15 protein-coding genes, 8 tRNA genes and 1 riboswitch are annotated in these 23,522 nt (G+C 45.2%); of the genes, 8 read left to right on the top strand and 15 right to left on the bottom strand.

The annotated features are described in order from the left end of the window. Window positions 1-27: 27 nt before the first annotated feature. A complete protein-coding gene (locus tag HG547_RS09985) occupies window positions 28-420 on the bottom strand; it encodes an H-NS family nucleoid-associated regulatory protein (RefSeq protein WP_037420523.1) in 393 nt (130 codons plus the stop codon). 309 nt (window positions 421-729) lie between these two features. Between HG547_RS09985 and HG547_RS09980 the strand changes: the two genes are divergently transcribed. The 3 genes from HG547_RS09980 to HG547_RS09970 all read left to right on the top strand — a co-directional run bounded on the left by HG547_RS09980 (window position 730) and on the right by HG547_RS09970 (window position 4,346). Beyond that, the gene (locus tag HG547_RS09980; protein WP_169547758.1) at window positions 730-1,479 is read left to right on the top strand and encodes an electron transfer flavoprotein subunit beta/FixA family protein; all 750 of its coding nucleotides are present in this window, start codon (window positions 730-732) and stop codon (window positions 1,477-1,479) included. Further along, window positions 1,480-2,406: an FAD-binding protein gene (locus HG547_RS09975; RefSeq protein ID WP_037420528.1), complete on the top strand. Its 927-nt coding sequence runs from the start codon at window positions 1,480-1,482 to the stop codon at window positions 2,404-2,406. Window positions 2,407-2,501: 95 nt separating this feature from the next. After that, a riboswitch (Lysine riboswitch) is annotated at window positions 2,502-2,698 on the top strand. A 79-nt stretch (window positions 2,699-2,777) separates the two neighbouring features. Then, window positions 2,778-4,346, top strand: a complete 1,569-nt coding sequence (locus HG547_RS09970) for a Na+/H+ antiporter NhaC family protein (protein ID WP_169547757.1) — start codon at window positions 2,778-2,780, stop codon at window positions 4,344-4,346. A 92-nt stretch (window positions 4,347-4,438) separates the two neighbouring features. Here HG547_RS09970 and HG547_RS09965 read toward each other — a convergent pair whose 3' ends face one another. Beyond that, a complete protein-coding gene (locus HG547_RS09965; protein WP_169547756.1) occupies window positions 4,439-6,589 on the bottom strand; it encodes a M3 family metallopeptidase in 2,151 nt (716 codons plus the stop codon). Window positions 6,590-6,760: 171 nt separating this feature from the next. Then, window positions 6,761-8,875, bottom strand: a complete 2,115-nt coding sequence (locus tag HG547_RS09960) for a cytochrome c3 family protein (RefSeq protein WP_169547849.1) — start codon at window positions 8,873-8,875, stop codon at window positions 6,761-6,763. A 538-nt stretch (window positions 8,876-9,413) separates the two neighbouring features. On the opposite strand from HG547_RS09960, the gene HG547_RS09955 reads away from it, so the two are divergent. Both HG547_RS09955 and HG547_RS09950 read left to right on the top strand, forming a co-directional pair. After that, complete coding sequence (locus HG547_RS09955) at window positions 9,414-9,992, top strand: thymidine kinase (protein WP_037420539.1); 579 nt, start codon at window positions 9,414-9,416, stop codon at window positions 9,990-9,992. 284 nt (window positions 9,993-10,276) lie between these two features. Continuing rightward, window positions 10,277-13,348 carry a transglycosylase domain-containing protein gene (locus HG547_RS09950; protein WP_169547755.1) on the top strand — a complete coding sequence of 1,024 codons (3,072 nt, stop codon included), beginning with the start codon at window positions 10,277-10,279 and terminating at the stop codon, window positions 13,346-13,348. A gap of 125 nt (window positions 13,349-13,473) precedes the next feature. On the opposite strand, the gene HG547_RS09945 is transcribed toward HG547_RS09950, so the two are convergent. The 12 genes from HG547_RS09945 to HG547_RS09890 form a co-directional block, all read right to left on the bottom strand. After that, window positions 13,474-14,853, bottom strand: a complete 1,380-nt coding sequence (locus tag HG547_RS09945) for a sigma-54 dependent transcriptional regulator (protein ID WP_037420542.1) — start codon at window positions 14,851-14,853, stop codon at window positions 13,474-13,476. Then, on the bottom strand, window positions 14,850-16,661 hold the full coding sequence (locus HG547_RS09940) for an ATP-binding protein (RefSeq protein WP_169547754.1): 1,812 nt from the start codon (window positions 16,659-16,661) through the stop codon (window positions 14,850-14,852). Before HG547_RS09940 ends, HG547_RS09945 begins: the two co-directional genes overlap by 4 nt. 99 nt (window positions 16,662-16,760) lie before the next feature. Continuing rightward, window positions 16,761-18,158, bottom strand: a complete 1,398-nt coding sequence (locus HG547_RS09935; RefSeq protein WP_037428311.1) for a TRAP transporter large permease subunit — start codon at window positions 18,156-18,158, stop codon at window positions 16,761-16,763. Beyond that, window positions 18,158-18,802 carry a TRAP transporter small permease gene (locus tag HG547_RS09930; RefSeq protein ID WP_037420550.1) on the bottom strand — a complete coding sequence of 215 codons (645 nt, stop codon included), beginning with the start codon at window positions 18,800-18,802 and terminating at the stop codon, window positions 18,158-18,160. The genes HG547_RS09935 and HG547_RS09930 overlap by 1 nt, the downstream gene beginning before the upstream one ends. A 65-nt stretch (window positions 18,803-18,867) precedes the next feature. Then, a complete protein-coding gene (locus HG547_RS09925; RefSeq protein WP_055647658.1) occupies window positions 18,868-19,887 on the bottom strand; it encodes a TRAP transporter substrate-binding protein in 1,020 nt (339 codons plus the stop codon). Between the two features lie 392 nt (window positions 19,888-20,279). Beyond that, window positions 20,280-20,510, bottom strand: a complete 231-nt coding sequence (locus tag HG547_RS09920; protein WP_011073026.1) for a hypothetical protein — start codon at window positions 20,508-20,510, stop codon at window positions 20,280-20,282. A 150-nt stretch (window positions 20,511-20,660) separates the two neighbouring features. Next, window positions 20,661-20,736: transfer RNA gene (locus HG547_RS09915), tRNA-Val, on the bottom strand. Window positions 20,737-20,761: 25 nt separating this feature from the next. Next, window positions 20,762-20,837: transfer RNA gene (locus tag HG547_RS09910), tRNA-Val, on the bottom strand. A 25-nt stretch (window positions 20,838-20,862) separates the two neighbouring features. Next, window positions 20,863-20,938: transfer RNA gene (locus tag HG547_RS09905), tRNA-Val, on the bottom strand. A gap of 40 nt (window positions 20,939-20,978) precedes the next feature. Beyond that, window positions 20,979-21,054, bottom strand: a tRNA-Val gene (locus HG547_RS09900). Window positions 21,055-21,081: 27 nt separating this feature from the next. Beyond that, window positions 21,082-21,157, bottom strand: a tRNA-Val gene (locus HG547_RS09895). Between the two features lie 48 nt (window positions 21,158-21,205). Next, window positions 21,206-21,281, bottom strand: a tRNA-Val gene (locus HG547_RS09890). A 514-nt stretch (window positions 21,282-21,795) separates the two neighbouring features. Here HG547_RS09890 and gltX point away from each other — a divergent pair. The 3 genes from gltX to HG547_RS09875 all read left to right on the top strand — a co-directional run bounded on the left by gltX (window position 21,796) and on the right by HG547_RS09875 (window position 23,520). Next, entirely contained in the window at window positions 21,796-23,205 is a 1,410-nt protein-coding gene (gene gltX, locus HG547_RS09885) for a glutamate--tRNA ligase (protein ID WP_037431714.1), read from the top strand. Window positions 23,206-23,309: 104 nt separating this feature from the next. Next, window positions 23,310-23,385 (top strand) — tRNA-Ala (locus HG547_RS09880). 59 nt (window positions 23,386-23,444) lie between these two features. Further along, window positions 23,445-23,520, top strand: a tRNA-Glu gene (locus HG547_RS09875). Window positions 23,521-23,522 lie beyond the last annotated feature (2 nt).

The raw sequence follows: 23,522 nt of genomic DNA, 5'->3' as shown, positions 1-23,522 counted from the left end.
TATTGTCATTACCATTACGGTATTGGATTAGATTAAGAAATCATCCATAGAACGGCCTTTATTGACTTCGTTCTTAAATACTGTTGGCATACGGCCTTGACCTGTCCACTGGATCACTTCGCCATCAACTTCAATTTGGTATTTCGCTGGACGAGGAGCGCGTTTCTTGCTCGAGGCTTTAACTGCAACACCACCTAAATCGTCGATTGATAAACCAACGGCTTCCATTTGTTGACGGATTTCTTCAATTTTTGCATTACGAGCAGCAATAGCTTGCTGTTCTTCTGCTTCCATTGACTCACGCTCAACTAAAATTTTATCTAGTTTAGCCGCTAAATCACGCAGTTCTTCAACGCTAAGATCTTTTACAGCAGCTTTAAAACGACGACCGTGAGTTAATATCTCTAAAAATTCGCTCATATCTATTTTCGTCCCACTCTATTTTTATTACAGGATAATGGTGAACAACAGCTAAATGATAGAAACTAATATTGCTCGAATCAAATAAAATTATGCAATAAACAAAAATTAAATATTATTTAATTTTTGAACTTTTTATATATGGCAAATAAGTGTTCAAAAATGTGGCCAATACGACAGTCTTAAAAATGCAAACAAGCGTTTGACTTTGGTTGACGTTAACGTTAACAGGACGTAAAGTGGCTCTATCCTGCATTGGTGATCACCAATGTTTTGTCCATGTACATGAAAGTGTAGGAAGGAAGCCCTATGAAAGTATTGGTGCCTGTTAAGCGCGTAGTTGATGCCAATGTGAAGGTCAGGGTAAAAGCTGACAACACCAGCGTTGATACCGCAAACCTCAAAATGGCGTTGAACCCTTTTTGTGAAATTGCAGTAGAAGAAGCGGTTCGTTTAAAAGAAGCGGGCAGTGTTACTGAAGTAGTGGTCGTCAGCATCGGCAATAAAGCCGTTCAAGAACAATTGCGTACCGCATTAGCATTAGGTGCTGATCGCGCGATTCACATTGATACTGAAGAAGAGTTAGCACCAGTATCAATTGCCAAATTACTTAAAGCAGTACAAGAAAAAGAACAAGCGCAATTAGTGCTGTTTGGTAAGCAATCCATTGATGGTGATAATAACCAAACGGGCCAAATGTTTGCTGCATTAACGGATATGCCGCAAGCGACCTTTGCTTCAGCAATTAAAGTTGAAGGTAATTCACTTCAAGTTGCTCGTGAGATAGATGGTGGTATGCAAACCTTAAATCTACCGTTGCCCGCTGTGGTGACTGCGGATTTACGTTTGAATGAGCCACGTTATGCCTCATTACCTAATATCATGAAAGCCAAACGTAAGCCGTTAGATGTGCTGACGGTAGCTGATTTAGGTGTGACGCTCAAAGCGCATCAAACGGTGATCAAGGTAACGCCGCCTGCTGAACGTAAGGCCGGTATTATGGTTGCGTCGGTAGCAGAGCTGGTTGAAAAGTTAAAGAATGAAGCGAAGGTGATCTAAATGGCCATTTTAGTATTAGCAGAACACGATAATGCGGCGCTGAAACTGGATACCGCTAAAGTTGTCACCGCAGCTCGTGCGATCGGCGGTGATGTACATGTATTGGTAGTGGGCCATCAATGTGGTGCAGTGGTGCAAGCCGCTCAAGCTCTACAAGGTGTCGCGCAAGTATTAGTCGCCGATAACAGCGCTTATGAAGCGCATTTAGCCGAAAACGTGGCTAAATTGCTGGTGGACTTAGCACCAAATTACAGCCATATCCTCGCCGCGGCATCGAGTGCGGGTAAAGACACGTTACCGCGTGTGGCAGCACTTTTAGATGTGGCGCAAATTTCGGAAGTGATTGGCGTGGTGAGTAGCGATACCTTTGTTCGCCCGATTTATGCGGGTAACGCGTTAGCGACAGTTCAAAGCCATGACGCGATTAAAGTGATGACAGTGCGTGCCAGTGCGTTCGATGCGGTTACACAGGGTAATAATGCTGCTGTGACTACCTTGGATAAAGTGTTTGAAGCCAAAGCTCAGTTTGTGTCTCAAGCGCTGACAGTTTCAGCTCGTCCAGAGTTAGGTAATGCAGGCATTATCGTATCTGGTGGCCGTGGCATGGGCAGCGGTGAAAACTTCGGCATGTTAGAGCAACTGGCTGATAAGCTTGGTGCCGCAGTAGGAGCTTCGCGTGCGGCGGTTGACGCAGGCTTTGTTCCGAATGACTTGCAAGTCGGTCAAACTGGTAAAATTGTCGCACCTAACCTTTATATTGCAGTCGGTATTTCAGGCGCGATCCAACATTTAGCGGGAATGAAAGACGCTAAGGTGATTGTGGCTATCAACAAAGACCCTGAAGCGCCTATCTTCCAAGTTGCCGATTATGGCCTCGAAGCTGACCTGTTCGAAGCCGTTCCGCAGTTGATTGCAAGCTTAAGTTGATTTTATTTGTGAGCTAAGTCAAAGTAAGCGGCTTCGCGGTGGTAACTGCTTAGCCGCTTATGTTTTTATGAGCCTCACGCCCATGTATGGGCGTTCTTAGAAGTAGAGGCGCACCAAATATCAGTAGTGATCAGTAGGGTGATTCCGTTGATCGTTCACGAAAGGATTTGGTGCCGAAGTAGTTTGATTTATCACGATCAACTGCTGGGGTTGTGCCTAATAGGTACAACACTGCCATAGTATTTCCAGATACGGATATTAGGAATAGTTACTATGGAGCGCTACTGATAGGACAGGTGATCTTGGGTATCTATTGCCTTTTCCCACCAGTTCAGTCGCCCTCCATTCGTATTTTGACGAAGAAATAATCAATGACTGTAGTTAGTTATGCCGATTCGGCGCTTTCTTTGCTCCCGCCTGTGGTTGCAATTGTATTGGCGATTTTTACTCGCCGAGTGCTTCTTTCCCTCGGTTTAGGAATTGTGATTGGAGTATTATTGCTCAATCAATTTTCTCCTGTGGCCAGCGGTGAGTTTTTATTTAACAGTGTAAAAGGACTTTTTTGGTCGGAAGATGGCGTAAATTCTTGGAATTTATACATTCTCGGTTTCTTGATTGTATTGGGGATGATCACCGCTCTAATTACTGTGAGTGGTAGTGCTCGGGCATTTGCTGATTGGGCAAGGTTACATATTCGTAATAAGCGCGATGCGAAATTACTGACCATGTTTTTAGGCTGTGTTGTTTTTATTGACGATTATTTCAATAGTTTAGTCGTTGGGTCTGTCGCAAGGCCTGTTACCGACCGTTACCATATTTCCCGCGCTAAGTTAGCTTATTTATTAGATTCTACCGCAGCACCAGTTTGTGTCATTTCACCGGTATCAAGTTGGGGCGCTTATATTATTGCGTTAATTGGCGGTATATTAACAGCACATGGTTTTGCGGATTCAGGGCATTTAAGTGTATTTATTCAAATGATCCCTATGAATTTCTACGCAATTTTCTCTTTATTATTACTGCTTTGTGTGGCGTTTATGGGCTTAGATGTTGGCCCTATGCGTGAACATGAATTAAATGCCATGCGCGGTAATTTATACGATGAGACTAAAGGTTTACCGCCAGGTGCTAATGCTGATTTACCCGAAGCTGAAACAGGTAAAATCCTCGGGTTATTCCTACCTATCACAGTACTGGTATTTGCGACCCTGTATTTTATGATCGATAGCGGTGCTCAAGTATTAGCTAAAGAAGGCATTGAATTTAATATTATTTCTGCTTTCGAGAAAACCGATGTGAGTTCATCACTGTTCTTTGGTGCCCTGATTGGTTTAGCGGTTGCGCTGGTACTTAACTTAGTGCAAGGCGTTGAAAAATCAATGGTATTAAAAGGTGTAGTGCAGGGCGCTCGCTCTATGTTGCCTGCGATTTACATCTTGTTATTTGCTTGGACCATTGCAGGTGTGATCGGCCAGCTTGAAACCGGTAAGTTTATGGCTAGCCTAGCCACTGGGAATATTCCCTTTGCTTTCTTACCTGCATTAATGTTTGTGTTAGCGGGCCTGACTGCATTCTCTACAGGAACCAGTTGGGGTACGTTCGGGATTATGCTACCGATAGCTGCGGATATGGCGATGGGAAGTCACACAGCCATGATGTTACCTATGCTGGCTTCGGTATTAGCGGGGGCGGTATTTGGTGATCATTGTTCACCGATTTCTGATACCACTATTTTGTCGTCGACGGGGGCCAGTTGCCATCATATCGACCACGTAGTGACTCAGCTTCCCTACGCAGTAATCGTTGCGCTGATCAGCATGGTAGGCTACGTAGTGCTTGGCTTAACTGAATCGGTCAATGCAGGATTAGTGACTTGTAGCATATTGTTTGTATTGACGATTTTTGGTCTGCACATTAAATCCAAAAGTACGGCTTTATAAGTCCGTGATTTAACTTCGCTCTTATATTGAGAATGTAAAACAAATCAGCCAGCAACTATGCTGGCTGATTTTTATCTACTCAGTATCTAAGATTACTGAGTCTGATTGAGTCCACGGCGGTTGAGTAAACCTTCAGTGGTAGGCTCTTGGCCGCGGAAGTTCTTGTAAGCTTCCATTGGCGCAATACTGTTGCCCACTTCGCGAATGGTCTTACGATATTTCATGCCGATCTCACGATTTAGGCCGCCTTGGGTTTGCACATAGGCAAAGGCGTCAGCCGCTAAAATTTCACTCCACATATACGCGTAGTAACTTGCTGAGTAACCACCTGGGAAGGCGTGGGCAAAGTAAGTTGACTTATAACGTGGTGGTACGGCGGTGATATTTAAGCCGTGCTTTTTCAGCGCATTAGCCTCAAAGGTCGCTACATCTTGCAATGGTGCATCAGGGCTTAATGAGTGCCATTCCATATCCACTAGCGCCGCAGCCATATACTCTAACGTATCGAAGCCTTGGTTAAAGCTGCCGGATTTTAACAGTTTTTGCAGTAACTCATCAGGGATAGGCTTGCCTGTTTCGTAGTGCTTGGCGTAGTTGGCTAACACTTTAGGGTGGGCCGCCCAATCTTCTTCGAAAGTCGATGGAAATTCCACAAAGTCACGGGATACCGAAGTCCCAGAAAGACTTGGGTAAGTCACTTTGGAGAACATACCGTGGGTACCGTGGCCCATTTCGTGGAACATCGTGGTGACTTCGTTATAGCTGACGAAGGTAGGTTGGCCATCAGGCGCCTTTTTAATGTTCATCACGTTAACTACGACAGGCTTAGTACCTTCGAGGAAGGATTGCCCTACAAACGAGCTCATCCATGCGCCACCGCGTTTACCTTCACGGGCAAAGTAATCAGCATAGAAAATCGCCATGCTTGAGCCATCGGCATCAAACATTTCATAGGCTTTCACATCTGGGTGGTATACAGGCAAATCTGGACGTGGTTTTAACGTCACGCCATACAACTCTTTAAGCGTATAGAACACGCCGTCTTCGAGGACGCGGTTAAATTCGAAGTAGGGACGAATGCTATTGGCATCAAGAGCGTATTTTTCTTGGCGGACTTTCTCTGCGTAAAACTCCCAGTCCCATGGTGCGAGTTCAAACTTGCCACCGGTCTTGTTGATCATCGCTTGGATATCGGCCGCTTCTTTCTCTGTGTTGGCGACTACGGCTGGCACCATAGAGCCAAACATGCTGTAAACCGCTTCTGGCGTTTTTGCCATTTGCGGTGTAAGGCGATAGCTAGCCCAGTTCTCATAACCTAAGAGAGCCGCGCGCTCGGCACGTAATTGGGCTAAGCGAGACACTAAAGATGCGGTTTCGTTTTCACCCGTTAAGCCACGGTTTGCCGAGGCTTCCCAAATGCGCTGGCGCAGTTCACGGTTCTCTAAAGAGGCGAGTATTGGCTGGCGAGTAGTGTTGGTGATATTGATTAAGTACTTACCTTCATGGCCTGCTGCCTTGGCATCATTTGCTGCCGAGGTGATTTCGCTGTCACTTAGGCCTGCGAGTTGTTCTTTGTTATCGACAACAATAGCGATTTCTTTGGTTAAGCGTAGTAAACGTTGAGAGAACTCGTTGGTCAGCGTTGATTGTTCTTCGTTCAGGGCGCGGATTTTCACTTTCTGATCATCGGTCAGCTTAGCGCCAGCCATGATAAAGCGCTGGTGATACACCTCAACCAAACGTACCGCTTCAGGCGTTAAACCTAAGTTATTGCGGTCGTTATAGATGGCTTCAATACGAGCGAATAGCGCAGGATTAAGGTTGATGTTATCCGAGTGAGCAGCCATTTTTGGGGCCATTTCACCTTGGATTTTACGCAGGGCTGGATTGCTGTTCGAACCTGCGAGGTTGTAAAACACGCTCGATGCACGGTTGAGCAGGGCGCCGCTTTTTTCCATGGCGACAATTGTGTTATCAAAGGTTGGCGCAGCAGGATTGTTAGCAATTGCTAAAATTTCTTGATACTGCTCTTTAATACCTTGTTCTAAAGCGGGCTGAAAATGCTCGTCTTTAATAACGCTGAAATCAGGTGCTTGATATTGCAGTGTACTGGCTTGGAATAAGGGGTTTTGGGTTTGTACTGCGGTGACATTTGCAGCTTTTGTATCTTGAGTGCTACAGCCTGCGAGTGCTCCGGTCATCAGTGTGGCGCCAATGGCGATGGCAATAAAACTTTTACGCATAGTTGAGTGATTTCCTTAGAATTGTAGTTTTTGTGACTCTAGCGTTACTAACTTAAATAGGACTGAAAACCTATGGGATGAAGTTGTAAGTAAAAGTAAACAAAAAAAGCGCCCCAAGGTTACGGGGCGCTTTGAACTATTTTCTTGCAGGGAAAATAGCGGGACGATTAACTATTTACGGGTGAAGTTGTGGTATTTATCGATACCTGAGCTGCTACCTGTGTTATGGCAAACAGCACATGCTTCTCCTGTTGGTTGTTTGAACCAATCACCTACGGCAGGAACGCTGATCTCGCCACCATTGCTAGCCATGTGAGCTTTGACTGCATCGCCTGTGTGGCAAGCATAGCAGTTAGCGGTGACAGGGCTGGTCATTTTGTTACCAGGTTCAAGGATGTATTGGTTTGGTATTTTGTTTAAATCAATCGCGGTTTCGTGACAGGCAACACAGCTTGTGACTGGGTTGATTGCACCTGCACCGTTAGCGGTTTTCGCTTGAGTGCCATCGGCCTTCATCTCACCGATATTCGCACCGTTGCCCCAGTGCCAGCTGTGCACCATAGGACCAAAACCAGCACCCAGAGTGGCCGAAGTCCGTGCCATACCGTTATCATGGCAAGCTACGCAAGCCTTACCGCCTTCGTCAAATGCGCCATTTTTGTGGAATGCGGTGGCATCATTGTGACAAGTAGTACAGCTGTTATCACTGACTACGGTGCGACGTTCAAAGGCGGATACTTTGGTTGCAGTCGCAGGATCGACTACATCAGAGTATGCGGTGAACGAGACCCCCATTGAGCCGTCATAGCCATTGGCTCTGAGGATGCCATTGCTTTGATAGCGTTGGTTACCGTCGTACTCCATCCAACCTGCGGTGCTGAAGGTCACACGTGCAGAGTAGGCATAGTTGGCATTAAAGGCTTGGATATCTGCGAGTCGATGACAGATATTTTTAGACCCATCAGCATTGTAACCATAGTAGTAATTGGTTCGGTTGCCTGGGCGGCCAACTAGGCTGCCATTTTCATAGCCATGCAAGTATGCTCCGGCATAGACAATAGGTTTTTTCGCGTCATAAACCAATGGACTAGAGTAGTTGAAGTTATCTTTAATATTAAAAATATTACCATCGGTGTCTTTGACTGTAAGTGTGGTACACCAGCCAGGATCTGTCATCACTACTGCTGCACCAGTTGGCGCATAATGATCTGTTTTTGTTGAAATATCATCAACTTTAACAGGGGTAGATAATTCAAGTTTATACTTAGCACGTAATGCTTGGCGCTCAGTAATACCTGTTTTACCTTCATGCATCGGACGGACATCGGCACCATTACTTGGCACAATCGCGCCAGGTACACCACCAGTATTGTGGCAGTCAATACAGCCTGGGCCTGAAACACTAATATTGGTTGGAGCTTCAACGTGGCAAGAACTACAGTTCATCACGCTGAAATCTTTAGTAAATTTCTGGTGATTAATGTGGCCAATCTTAGACAGTGTGTTGGTTGCATAACCGCCGATAGAGAAACCTTCGGCATTTTTTGCTGCAAAGCTAACTGAGCCGTGACAGACTAAACAGCCTTCAACGAAGGTGACTTCGCTGTCCATACCGGTTGCTACATAACTAGCGTGACGACGTGGGCTTGTTGAATAGTCTACGTGACAGGAATAGCAACTATCGGTCGTGGTTGAATGAGTTCCCTCTGGCTTGTTCACCACCAGCGGTGCTGAGCGAGCAATGCCAGTTTCAGTATTACCGCCGACTCTGAGCCATACAATACCTTCGGTACCTGCGTTAACACCTTTCATTGGGGCTTTAAAGCTATAGTGACCATCGCCTAATGAAGTGAGCAAAGCGCCCTCAGTTGCTTGAGTCGCAGCGCCACCGATATTGACGTTATCTTTGACAGGATTGCCACTTGCGTCGGTTTTGTCGGCTTCATTTCTATTATTGATAAAGCCTTTATCGGTTAATGCTGCAACTTTGGCTTCAGCATTTTTCAGTCCATTGATTAAGTTGCCATTTTCGTCAGTGATCTTAAATTCATAGGTGATATTGCCTTCACCAAAGCTATAGTTCAGTACTTTTACATTGGTGACTGTTGAACTCGTGACTGGTGGTGGAACCCAAGGTTCACCCGGTGTTCCCGGTGTGCCAGGTGTCCCCGGAGTGCCTGGCGCGCCATCTACACCATCTTTACCATCACTGCCGCAACCTACGAGAGCACCGGTAAGTGCTAAGGCGACAACGTATGCCAGTTTTTTAGAGGTGAATATTCTCATCATAATCTCCATTAATCCAATACGCATTTAAAGGCACGGATTGCAGCACTAACGTTTGCAGGGGAGATTAGTGCTTTGAACCGCTGATTTCATTTGCAAGCATCGAATACTTTTATTTTTTAAATTGAGTACTTTTGGTCTCGGATGAAATATTACTGTTATTGATATGTTTGTTTTTTGAACCAAACCGCATTTAGGACTATAACTTTGGAGGTAGATCGCATTTCTAAAATTTTGTTAATGTGATTTTTCTTAATTAAAACAATATTTAAGGTTAAATTAAGGTTGTTGTAACAATTGCGCTTTTATGGCTTTATCTGTTTCCATATGTTGAGCGTTGAACAGAAATACGAACAATGATTTTCAAAGTTGATTGACCATGAAATCACTAAAATATCCATTCTAGATATTTAGATTGAGATTTCAGTATAAAAGCTGAGAAAGGCCTAGTGTGCTAGGGTCAAGCGCAATGCTAAACTAAGCGGCATAAACTCTGGTGACAGAGATATGATCAATCAGTTTGAAAAAGGGATTCATTTTGGCGCAATTGTACTTTTACTATTCAGCAATGAATGCGGGTAAATCTACCTCTTTATTACAATCTTCCTATAACTACCGTGAGCGCGGTATGAATACGTTAGTGATGACGGCTTCTATCGATGATCGATACGGTAAGGGCAAAGTAGCTTCGCGGATTGGTATTGAGACTGAGGCGCAGGTTTTTAGCCGTGATGACAACTTGATTGAAATGATTACCGCTGCCCATCAAGTGAATCATCTGAGTTGTGTGTTGGTAGACGAATGCCAGTTTTTAACTAAAGAACAAGTCAAACAACTTACATATATTGTTGATAATATAGATATCCCTGTATTGTGCTATGGGTTGAGGACTGACTTTCAAGGTGAGCTTTTTAGTGGTAGCCATTATTTATTAGCTTGGGCAGATAAATTAATTGAGCTAAAAACCATTTGTCACTGTGGTCGCAAAGCGAATATGGTGGTGCGGCTAGATGGTGAAGGAAAAGTCATGCGCGAAGGTGAGCAGGTCGCAATTGGCGGTAATGAAAGTTACGAATCGGTATGCCGTAAACATTTTCGTGAGTTTATTTGGGATTAACCTAAGCTCGGTTAGCACTTAACCAAAATATAAGAAATTTTTGTGCTAACCACTTTGAGGCTTGCTGCCAAGTCATTAAAATATGGTGAGATATAACACATATAATCCATCATCCAAGAGCAGTTAGATCTTGTTCGAGCAAGGTAATAAGAATGTATCGCGGCGATACACTCAGATAAGCATAAGTGTGAGTTTTGCCGTTGTACTTCATGTTGATGTATTAAGCATAAGTTGGGAAAAATCCCACGTAGAAAGGATGTGTTAAGTGATTTTTTGGAGCCGTTTTGCCTAATTCTACGCAAGAAATGCAATTTGAAAACTATCGTCCTCGTCCGCCACAACCCGAGCCTAAGGCAAAGCGTGAGCGTAAGCCTAGATCTAAAGGGCGTGCTTGGTTTCTATTATTTATTCTGGTTTTTTGTTTAGCGATTTTGATTGGTCAGGAGGTCAAAACCTCTTATTACCAGTCTAAGTATATTCACCAATACGCTAAAACTCTGACCTATGAGCTGAAAAACGAGCCTACTCAGTCGATTATCTATCCAAGTTATGGCCCCTTCGATGAGCGTCATGGCTACAGTAAGTTGCCACAATATATTGATCGCTTATTGCAACGTAATTTCCAAGTGACACAGCAGGTTGAGTTTTCTCCTGCGTTGCAGGAATACGCCCAGATAGGCTTTTTCCCGCCTTACCATGAGAAAGCACAATCGGGTTTGACCTTGCTTGACTGTCGCAATACCGATCTCTACGAGTTCACTTATCCAAAACGTGTGTATCAGGATGACGATAAAATCCCTAATGAAATCGTCAATACTTTGCTGTTTATTGAAAACCGCGAGTTGTGGACCACAGAGCCAAAACTAAATCCGGTGATTGATTGGCCACGTTTTATTGTGGCGGGGATGAGCCAAATCGCTGAAATGGTGGGGATGAATGTCTCAACAGCGGGTGGCAGTACACTGGCGACGCAAATTGAGAAGTTCCGCCATTCTTCTCAGGGATTAACTTTAAGTATCAAGGATAAATTGCTGCAAATAGCCTCAGCAACAGTGCGAGTGTACCAACAGGGAGAAATCACTGAACCTGCCCGTAAACGTATCATCCAAGATTACTTAAACACAGTGCCTTTATCCTCAGCCCCTAACCATGGTGAAGTGCATGGCATAGGTGACGGCCTATGGGCTTGGTTTGGTACAGATTTCGATACAGCAAACCAACTGTTGTCTTCCCCCCAAATTAAAGCTAATACAGCCAAACGTGGCCAAGTGTTTCGCCAGGTGGTAGCACTGATGATTGCTCAGCGTCGTCCTTCCTATTACCTATTACAGGGACATGAAGATTTAGAGAATCTAGTTGATAGCCATATCCGTTTACTCGGCCAATATTATCTGATTGACCGTAAACTCAGGGATGCCGCACTAGGACAAAAATTACAGTTTAAAGTCGCTAAACCTCAGCGTAATACCCAATCGGGCGCAGACAAGGGCGTTAACACTATCCGTATTCGTACAGCGGGTATGTTGAATGTCGGGTTATATGATTTGGACCGACTCGATTTAACCGTGAATAGTAGTCTACACAGTGAGTTACAACAGCAAGTAAGTAACTACTTACGCAGCCTTGGGCAAACTTCAACGGCTGAAAAAGTCGGACTTTTAGGTGAGCGTTTACTCGAACCTAGCCAACTGCAAAACGTACTCTACAGTTTTACGCTGTATGAAAAAACCGCCACGGCCAATCGTGTACGGGTACAAACAGACAGTACTGACCAACCTTTCGATATTAACGAAGGTAGTAAGTTGGAGCTTGGGTCGACGGCAAAGCTAAGGGTACTCGCGACTTACCTTGAGATCATTGCTGAAATTCACGATAAGTATTCGAAAAAACACGGCATTGAGTTGGAGTCGATTGTGATTGAACCTCGCGATCATCTCACGCGCTGGGCGATTGACTATTTGATTGTCAATCCCGATAGGCGCCTTGATCGCATGCTCGACGCCGCGCTGCAACGGGAATATTCAGCCTCGCCTAATGAGCAGTTCTTCACCGGCGGTGGTTTACATGTATTTAATAACTTTAAGAAAACAGAAGATCTTAAGGTTCCGACCATGTATCAAGCACTGCAAGACTCGATCAACTTGCCCTTCGTGCGCTTAATGCGTGACATTGTCAACTACAGCAGCAGTATGCAAAACGAAGGCAATATGGCGCGTTTGCTGCGCAATGATAAGGATCCGCGCCGAGAGGAATATCTGCGGGTATTTGCTGACCGAGAGGGCAATACCTTCGTGACTAAGTTCTACCGTAAATATAAGAAAGTGGCACCCAATGAGCGTTTAGAACTGTTTTTCGATGGTCAAACCCAAGCTGAACAACAACTCACTGCGGCTTATCGTTATTTGCAGCCTAATGAGTCTATCGCCGCCTTTAAGGCCTTTTTACAGCAGCGGCTACCACAAAATAGTTACACCGATAAGCGCATCAAAGAGCTATATAACAAGTACGGCCCCGAAAAATATAACCTCCCAGATCAAGGTTATATCGCGCGGGTGCATCCGCTTGAACTCTGGGTACTCGATTATTTGAATCAACATCCTGAAGCTAACCTCAACGATGTGAAAGAGGCCAGTAAAGATGAGCGTCAGGAAGTCTATCGCTGGCTGTTTAGAACTCGGCACAAAAACGCAAGGGATGTGCGAGTACAAGTAATGCTGGAGGTCGAAGCTTTCCTCGATATTCATCAGCGTTGGGCACGTTTAGGCTATCCCTTTGAATCTATGGTGCCTTCTTTAGGTTCGGCGCTCGGTAGCTCGGGAGATAGACCTGCTGCTTTAGCGGAATTAATGGGGATTATTCAAAACGATGGTTATCGTTTACCGACGGTGCGGATTAATCAATTGCACTTTGCTGAAGGTACACCCTATGAAGTACGGCTCGAAAACCAAAATACCCAAGGCGAACGAGTGATGCGTCATGAAGTCGCTCAGGCGTTAAAGGCGGCGTTGGCAAATGTCGTTCAAAACGGCACTGCACGACGTCTTAAGGGTATCTTTACCGATGATAACGGCGAGATGCTGGCCATTGGCGGCAAAACGGGTACGGGCGATAACCGTATTGTGACCCAGATGCAGCAGGGCCGAAAAGTCGCTACCACGGCGATGAACCGTACTGCGACTTTTGTGTTTTACTTAGGTGATAACTACTTCGGCACCTTAACTGCCTTTGTGCCGGGCAGTAAGTCCGATGATTTTAGTTTTACCTCGGCGCTGCCATTACAAGTGATGAAAGGGATGATGCCTACTCTTGCGCCTTATGTGAAATCATCAAAAGGCATGTGCGTGCGGGATGAGTAATGACTCACTTTTGCAATATGCGTTTTTGAAACATAAGCATTGTAATGCGAGTTTGAAGTTCCTTAGATAAAGTAAACCCCGCAGCAGTGTTCCGGTTTGCGGGGTTTTTATTGGCACCGACAAGCTTATTCGTCGGCGTTGATATATTGCTTGCGGTCTAAATCGTACTTACGCATCTTGTCGTACAAGGTTTTGCGGGGCAGTTCGAGTTGTTCCATGGTTTGCTTAATACTGCCCTTGTTATGACTTAAGGCCTCTTCAATCAAGACTCGCTCAAAAAACTCAACCCGTTGCAGTAAGGACATACTGGTATGCAGACTCGGTGCATTACCTAAGCTGCCAGCGAAGGCGGCTTCACCACCGAGTAACACATAACGCTCTGCGAGGTTTCTAAGTTCGCGCACATTACCCGGCCAATCGTGGGAGGTAAGGATGGCATTTTGCTCGGCATTGAGGGCAATCAAGGCCTTGTGATAGCGCGCTGATGCCATACGAGCAAAATGTAAGAACAATAAAGGGATATCTTCGCGGCGATCCCTGAGTGGTGGAATTGGCACAGTCACCAGATTCAAGCGATAGAGCAAGTCTTGGCGGAATTCCCCTGTGTCACATAGGGACTTTAAATCCACTTTAGTGGCGGCAATCACCCGAATGTCCAAATGGATGCTTTTATTGGAGCCTAGGCGTTCGACCTTGCGATCTTCGAGCACCCGCAGCAGTTTGACTTGTAACGACAGCGGTGTACTTTCGATTTCATCTAAAAAGAGTGTGCCGCCATTAGCGTACTCAAACTTACCTATCCGTAGCTTATCAACGCCGGTAAACGCGCCGGCTTCGGCACCAAAGAGTTCGCTCTCAATTAAATTTTCAGGAATAGCGCCGCAGTTAATAGCGACAAAGTTGGCCTGATTGCGACTACTGTGGTCATGCAGATAGCGGGCGACCAATTCTTTACCCGTGCCAGTTTCACCTTCGATAAGCACATCGGCGGGGGTGTCGATAACTTGGTCGATAATATGGCGCATACGCAAAATGCCGACGCTGTGGCCTAATATTCTTGGCCCTGGCACGTTATGGCTTTCTAACTCTTTCTTTAACTTGCGGTTTTCGAGGGTGAGGCTGCGTTTATCCAAGGCACGTTTCACCACATCTAACATATGCTCGTTGTTAAAGGGTTTTTCGAGAAAATCGTAGGCACCTTGCTTTAACGCATTGACTGCCATAGCGATATCGCCAAAGCCAGTGAGTAGCACGACGGGTAAATCGGGATCTTGCTGGCGAATTTGCTGCATTAGGCTGATGCCATCGAGTTGCGGCATATTCACATCTGAAATCACCACACCTGTCCAGTCTCTATCAAGGAGTTTAGCAATGCCTTTAGGATCGGTGGTGGCGAAGGCTTTGATGCCTTCAAGCTCAAACAGTTGTACTAGGACTGTGCCAATATGGGGCTCATCGTCGATGATCAGTACGCTATAGTCTTGAATTGAATTGGGAAGACTCATGATGACTGGCGTTCCTCAGCTAAATAAATCGGTAAAATAATGTGGAAAATGGCGCCGCCGTCCTCGGCATTGGCAACATTAATCTGCCCCTGCATAGACTCAATAATGCGCTGGGAAATGGATAAACCTAGGCCAAGTCCTGTACGCTCGCTAGTGGTAAAATAAGGCTCAAAAATTTTCTCCATTTGGCTTTCGCGTACTCCAGGGCCAGAATCTTGAATACTGATACAGAACTTATCTTGGCAGTTTACCCTAATACTCAGTGTGCGTTTTGGAGATTGCTGCATAGCGACTACCGCATTGCTGATAATATTGACAAACACTTGCTGCAAGCGCACTTTGTCGCCCCAAACCTGATATTGGCCTTCGGGTAGCAGCACATCGAGCTCGACCCCTTGCTTGTCGATTTCGGGCTGGACTATGGTGAGTGCTTGTTTTATACAGCCCTTAAGATCGGTGGCACTATCCGCACCTTTGCTCTTACGGGTAAAGCTTTTAAATTGCCCAACAATATCGGCTAAGCGGTCGGTCAGCTCAATAATAATTTTCAGGTTATCCAGTGCCTTATCTTGCATATTGCGGGCAAGGAAAGTTTGAGTATTTTGCGCGTAGCTGCGAAGGGCCGCTAAGGGTTGATTAAGCTCATGATTGATACTGGCGGATAAACTACCAATCACGGTCAGCTTAGCGGCTTGGATCAGTTCATCTTGGGTATCTTTTAGACGATCATTTGCCTGCTGCAGATCTTGGGTACGCTCCTCGACCCGTTGCTCTAACAAACTTTGTGCTAATTGCATACGCTGCAAGTTACGGCGTCGCTCACTGCTAAAGAGTAAACCTAAGGCAAGCAGCAAGTAGATAGATGCCGATAGCAGCATCAGTGCGGGTAAAGAGTCATGTAGCGGTTTTAATGGTGCAAGAATATGTACTCGCCAACCCGCTTTAGTCATCAAATGGTGGGTATCCATATATTGCGCTTGATTATTGCCTTGGCGGATTTGGTAGATATGGCCGCTGCTGAGGCTATTTTCTTGATATTGCGGTTTTATTAATAGTTCACCTATCGGGCGTTCGGCGTAACGCTTTGAGGCATTTAAGGCATATTGTTTGGCCTGAGTCAGTGGTGTGAGTGAGGTTAAGCGCCATTCATCCACACTTGAAATAAACACGATATCGTCGGGATCGCTGATTAAAAATTGGTATTGGCCAGCCATTGCAATACTGGTGCTTTGCTGTTCAATATCGGCGATATCCACTTTCACAATAATGGCACCCAGAATGCCTTTTCCGTCTTGCTGATAAATAGGATAAGAAAAGTAAAAACCGCGTTTATCCGAGCTAGTGCCCACCGCATAGTAGCGGCCTAAATTGCCCGAAATCGCATCGGTGTAATAGGGTCTGAAGGAGTAGTCTTTGCCGATAAATGAAAATGGCTGTTGCCAGTTGCTGGCTGCGATTGCAATGCCGAGGGCATCGATAAGATAAATATCAGACGCCTCTGTCACATGCTGAATTTCCTCTAAATACAGGTTGAGCTCTTGCACCTTCTTGGCATTTTGTTGATCGTTGAGCACATTGGCGAGCATGGGATTGGTTGAGAGTACATGAGGGATGCTTTCATAACGTGACAGGGCGCCATCTAAGAAGCTGACTAGCTCTTTGAGTTGTTTCTCAGATTGTTGTTGGATGTCTATTTTTCCCTGATAAAAATGCACCCAGTACGTTAATTTTAAGATGGCAAACAAACCCGCAAGTAGCACTATGGTCATGAATAGACGTTTTTTGGCTTTAGGCGTCATGGGCAACATAGCAGGCGATCCTGATCCACACTGAATAAAACAAAGCGAGCCTGAGTAGGCTCGCTTAAAAACTATCTAGAATCAAGGAATAATCTTTATTCCTGAAGATTAATATCCATTAAGCTTATCCAGTAATTCTGGCAAGAATAGCGAGATTTGTGGCACGTAGGTGATCAGCGCCAGGAAGGCCAACATCAGTGCTAACCATGGCAGTACGGATTGGATCACCCAACCAATGCTGCGGCCAGTGATCCCCGCAGTCACAAAGAGGTTAAGCCCAACAGGCGGCGTTAGCATACCAATCTCCATGTTGACCACCATAATGATGCCTAAGTGGATAGGATCAATACCAAGTTGAGTAGCAATCGGAAATAGAATTGGCGCCATAATTAACACGATCGCTGATGGCTCCATAAAGTTACCCGCCGCTAACAGCAGTAAGTTAACAATGATTAAGAAGCCCCAAGCGGGTAGCCCCATCCCCACAATATACTCGGCAATAATATGGGGAATACGTTCAGTGGTGAGCACGTGTGCAAACAACATGGCGTTGGCAATAATAAACAGCAGCATGATGCTGACCTTGGCACCATCACGCACCACATGGCGAATTTCTTTGTCGATTGGAGTTTTTATCAGCCCCAGCACCATATGACCTAAGTTACGAGCAATCGCGCTTGGGATGGCTTCATTAGGGTTACGCCATGCGACATTTTTCAATGGACCAATATCACGATATCCAAATACCGCAATAAAGTATGCATACATACAAGCCACAGCGGAGGCTTCAGTTGGGCTGGCTACACCGCCGTAGATTGAACCTAACACGATAAAGATCAGCGCCAGACCGCCTAAGGCTTTGGCACTGGAAATTCCCAGTTGCTTAAAGCCAGGGAAGGGACGTGATGGCAGATTCTTAAAACGGGCGACGATATAAATCACTATCATCAGTAGGAAACCCATCATTAAGCCTGGGATTAAACCCGCCATGAACATTTTAGCCGCAGAGACTTCTGTCGCAGCTGCATATACTAGCATCACGATTGAAGGTGGGATCAAAATCCCTAAAGTACCAGAGGTGGTAATTACCCCTGAAGCAAACTTTTCGGGATAACCTGCTTTTACCATGCCAACGATAACAATTGAGCCAATTGCGGCAACTGTCGCTGGGGAAGAACCTGAAACCGCGGCAAATAACATACAGGCCATCACAGAGGCCATGGCTAAACCGCCACGGATATGGCCGATACTATCCATTGCAAAGTCGATGATCCGCCTTGCCACGCCACCGGTTGATAGGAAAGCCGAGGACAGAATAAAGAAAGGGATCGCCAGCAGGGTATAGTGCTCTGACGATGACTCATAAAGTTTTAATGCCACAGAGGCGAGGGAATCGTTGGAAAAGAATAAAATCGTCAGCATGCTCGAGAAACCTAACGCAATTGCGATAGGCATACCTAAAAACATACAGACGAGTAGGGCAGTAAAGAGGGTCGCAATGGCCATTACTTCGCTTCCTTATTGTCTGTTTCTTGTTGTGCGTGCTGAGCAGCTTCATCAATTAAATGCATGCTTTCTTTCGCTTCATCGGCAAATTGGAATCCAGAGACTTGGTTGCGCAGGATAGCGATAAACAGTTCTAAGAAACGCCAAGTCAACATGCTAAAACCAATCAATAGAATGCTTTGGGATAACCAAATTGGCACAGCGCCGTCTTCAATATCAATTTTTAATGTGTTCCAAGCAAAGTCAGGATCTAAGCTGTTTAACAAAAACTTAGGGAAATGAATATCTTCCATCGGAACGCCAATTTGGTACATCTGCGACAGATATTGCCAGCTACCTTTTAGAAATAGTCCGCAATAAGCCAAGCAAATCAATGCTGTCACTAGAGATGTGAGCTTTTTAGCTTTAGGTGGTAGATTTTTTACAAACGCATCAACACCGATGTGAGCGCCGACTTTCACCCCATAGGACATACCAAAGAGTACAAACCAACCACACAGGGTTAAGGTGAGTTCTTGGATCCATAAGAAACCGGTATTGAAGAAAAATCGTGCCACTACCTCTGTAAACACTAAGAGTGTCATTAAGGTGATCAAGAGATTGAGCACCCCTTCTTCAAAGTAACCAAAAATTCGCGATATCACAGCTGTACTCCCCTCGCTTAAATACCGCTTAACCTCAAAATGAGATTAAGCGGCTTATTTCATTATTATTTATTTGCAGCAACAGCGGCTTCAATCACATCTTTACCGACTTGGTCTTCAAACTTAGCCCATACTGGTTTCATCACATCAACCCATTGTTGACGTTCTGCTGGGGTTAAGGTCACCAATTGAGAACGTTTTGAATCAAGGATTAATTGCTTGTCTTCGTTATCTTTTTCTGCAGCGATTTTGTTACCTAAAGCGATAGATTCGTCTAATGCTTCTTTGATCACTTTACGTTTGTCCGCAGGTAAGCTTTTCCAAAAGGCATCAGAGGTCACGACCATGTAATCCAACACGCCATGGTTACTTTCTGTAATATGGCTTTGAACTTCATAGAATTTTTGTGAGTAAGTGTTAGACCAAGTGTTTTCTTGACCGTCAATCGCGCGGGTTTGTAGCAGGGTGAACACTTCAGAGAATGGTTTTTTCACTGGGATAGCGCCAACTGCATCAAACTGTGCGGCTAATACGTCAGATGCCATCACGCGGAATTTTAAGCCTTTAGCATCAGAAGGTTGCTTGAGTGGTGCGTTAGCAGAAAACTGCTTCATACCATTGTGTAAATAGCCTAAACCCACAATCCCTTTGCGGCTCATTGAGTTGAGTAGTGTTTGACCTGCTTCACCCTGTTGGAAACGGTTTACTGCATCCATGTCATTGAACAGGAAAGGTAAGTCGAAAACTTGTAAGCGTTTGGTGTAACGTTCAAATTTTGAGAGTGAAGGTGCTACAAATTGCACATCGTTTAGCAATAGTGCTGCTAACTCGTTGTTATCCCCAAATAACTGTGAGTTAGGAAATACACTGACCTTGTATTCACCCGGTAAACGTTGCTCAACGAGTTCTTTAAACTTCAGTGCCATTTGGCCTTTGGGCGTATTTTCTGCCACAACGTGCGAAAACTTAATTTCAATCGGTTCTGCAAATACGTTAAAGCTGGTTGCGAATACGGAGGCAACGGCGAGCATTTTGACTAAGGTTTTGAGTGGACGGGTCAATCCAGTTTGTTGATTCAATGTCATTTTGAGTTCCTTTTTCTGTTGTTAGGATTTGTCCTCAGCCTTGGTTAGTTTGTTACCAAGTGTGAGTAGGAATACAGCCTTGATTTCCCTGAGGTCTGTCTTAATAAAGGCAAATACCACGCCAACTTACGATGGATTCTGTAAGTGTTTGGTTAATAAAGTGTAGTTCATTTGATGTTTGTCACACTTTTAGTTTTGTGGGTGAGATCTCGCTCACGTTGATTTTGGCTATGGGTGGAAATCCACCCAAACTGCATTTTGTGAGATATGAGCTGAGGTTTTTAGCTTGATGGTTAACTGAGCAAAATAAGTTGCTTTTAGATCAAAAACGGTTTGAAAAATGACTGTGGAGTAGGGGGAGGTGACATGGATAAAATAAAGCACAGTGACGGTCAGCCGTGATCTTCGCCTATTCGTTTTAAGATCTCATCACTTGGGAGTAACTCCAAGTGTCCACGTTCATCGAAATACCAGCCAGTAATAAACCCTTTTTGGCGCATACTCACAAGGTTTTGCATGACCTCACGGGCTTCTCTTAAGGCTGTTTGCTCGTCACAGGCATGGGTATGTTTTAAATACGCTGCAATATTGGTGAGGGATGCAGATTGACTGACGCTGGCCATAGTGCTGATCTCCAAATAGCTCAAGACAATGGATCAGCGCGTTTTAGCCAAAATCAGGGTAAATGCTAGGTAATGGACTCAATTAACGTCATGCTGATTTAGAACAAGCATAGTTGAGATACTAAGGCGGTAAAGTTTTTGAGGTAAATATGGTGGTCGCTACTGGGATCGAACCAGTGACCCCCTCCTTGTAAGGGAGGTGCTCTCCCGGCTGAGCTAAGCGACCCGGGGTAAATCAGTAGTGCAGAATATGGTGGTCGCTACTGGGATCGAACCAGTGACCCCCTCCTTGTAAGGGAGGTGCTCTCCCGGCTGAGCTAAGCGACCCGGGGTAAATCAGTAATGAAGAATATGGTGGTCGCTACTGGGATCGAACCAGTGACCCCCTCCTTGTAAGGGAGGTGCTCTCCCGGCTGAGCTAAGCGACCGGAATTCTTTCAATACAAATTTTTATGTCATTCACAAATATGGTGGTCGCTACTGGGATCGAACCAGTGACCCCCTCCTTGTAAGGGAGGTGCTCTCCCAGCTGAGCTAAGCGACCTGGGAATGACTACACAGTGAGGTTATATGGTGGTCGCTACTGGGATCGAACCAGTGACCCCCTCCTTGTAAGGGAGGTGCTCTCCCGGCTGAGCTAAGCGACCAGGGTATATAACAACATGTAAACCATGATTAAATTTGCATTTAACACATGGTGGTCGCTACTGGGATCGAACCAGTGACCCCCTCCTTGTAAGGGAGGTGCTCTCCCAGCTGAGCTAAGCGACCTCTGCTGTGTGGAGCCGTATTATAGGGAGGTTCGATCGGGTGTCAACGCTTTTTAATGAAAAAAGCATTGGTCGCGCTATTTTTGTTCGCATTGACTTAATGTTAATCATGCGCTCATTTAAAGTGTTACTTTATTGGGCAATTTAAGATTGAGTGATTTAAGCAAGCTTTGTATATCAGCCCATAGTGAATGTTACCGCGCAAATAACCACTATACTTTATCAGGTTTTCATTATCGACGAGACGATGGATTTTTAGGTCGGTTATAGGGCATGAGTTCAACAGCGTTGGTATACATTTATGATCCTGAGTCGAGGTGAGTGAGCGCGTTTAGTTTCTATTATGATTGGTCAGCTAGCGATATCTATATCGAATTAATACATCGACTTTTGTGTTATCTGTATTATCAGCGGATATGTTCCATTTGCAGCGCAGACTTAGGCTGCTAGAATAAGCCCACTTTTTATCGTGATTGTCTTTATCTAGACGACTTTATATAGGTTAGTGTCCCACTATGACAACTAAGACGCGTTTTGCCCCTAGCCCAACAGGCTTTTTGCATGTGGGCGGTGCCCGTACTGCACTTTATTCTTGGTTACAAGCCCGTGCCAATAACGGTGAGTTTGTTTTACGTATCGAAGATACGGATATTGAGCGTTCTACTCAGGCCGCTTGTGATGCCATTTTAGAGGGCATGAACTGGTTAGGTCTAACGTGGGATGAGGGCCCGTACTATCAAACTAAGCGTTTTGATCGTTATAACGAAATCATCGCGCAAATGTTAGAGCAGGGCACTGCCTATAAATGTTATTGCTCGCGTGAACGTATCGATGCCTTAAGAGAAGCACAAGCGGCAAATGGCGAAGCGCAAAAATACGATGGTTGCTGCCGAGACTTGCCGGCGCGTGATACTGATGAGCCTTTTGTTGTACGTTTTAAAAACCCTATCGGTGGTTCAGTCGTATTTGATGACCATGTTCGTGGCCGTATCGAATTCTCAAACGACGCGTTAGATGATCTGATCATTGCTCGTACCGATGGTGTACCTACCTATAACTTCTGTGTAGTGGTAGACGATTGGGATATGGGGATTACCTGTGTAGTGCGTGGTGAAGACCATATCAACAACACGCCACGCCAAATCAACATCCTTAAAGCATTGGGTGCACCTATTCCTGAATACGCCCACGTATCGATGATCTTAGGGGATGATGGTGCCAAGCTGTCTAAGCGCCATGGTGCGGTAAGCGTGATGCAATACCGTGATGATGGTTATCTGCCTGAAGCACTGCTTAACTATTTAGTACGTTTAGGTTGGTCACATGGCGACCAAGAAGTGTTCTCTTTAGAGGAAATGAAGCAGTACTTTAAGTTAGATGATATTAACAAAGCCCCTTCAGCCTTTAATACCGAAAAACTGGTTTGGTTAAACCAACACTATATTAAGACGCTTGATCCTGAATATGTGGCTTCCCACTTACAGTGGCATATGGACGATCAAAAGATTGATACGTCAAATGGTCCAGCTTTATCAGCTGTAGTGACAGCATTAGCTGAACGTGCCAAAACGTTAAAAGAGTTAGCTGCATCTAGCCGTTACTTCTATGAGGATTTTGCAGAGTTCGATGCCGAGCAGGCGAAAAAGCATTTACGTGGTGTGGCGCTTGAGCCATTACAATTGGTGCAACAAAAGCTAGCGGCATTACCGGAATGGACCGTTGAAGGTATCCACCAAGCGATTGAAGCCACCGCTGCGGAATTAGAAGTAGGTATGGGTAAAGTGGGGATGCCATTACGTGTCGCTGTGACCGGAGCAGGGCAGTCTCCAGGCTTAGATATCACCTTATTCTTAATAGGAAAGGCACGCTCTGAGCAAAGAATATCCAAAGCGATTGAATTTGTAGCAGATAGAATAAATTCCTAAAAAACGAGTTGACACATTTAGGTGCGCTGCATAGAATGCGCCTCGCAGTTGAGACACAGACGAGCAAATGCTTGTAGTGCACTTAAATGTGGTTTAATAAGTTTGGGGCTATAGCTCAGCTGGGAGAGCGCTTGCATGGCATGCAAGAGGTCGACGGTTCGATCCCGTCTAGCTCCACCAAACTTACCGCCGATATTAAGCGAGAGTTTTTAACGAAATTCAAATTAATATGTCCTTGTGTCCCCTTCGTCTAGAGGCCTAGGACACCGCCCTTTCACGGCGGTAACAGGGGTTCGAATCCCCTAGGGGATACCACT

It is taken from the genome of Shewanella sp. DNRA4 (assembly GCF_012843185.1).
Taxonomy (GTDB): Bacteria; Pseudomonadota; Gammaproteobacteria; order Enterobacterales; family Shewanellaceae; genus Shewanella; species Shewanella xiamenensis.
Note: the sequence above shows the minus strand (reverse complement) of the source record. Positions and strands in the feature narration are given on the sequence as shown.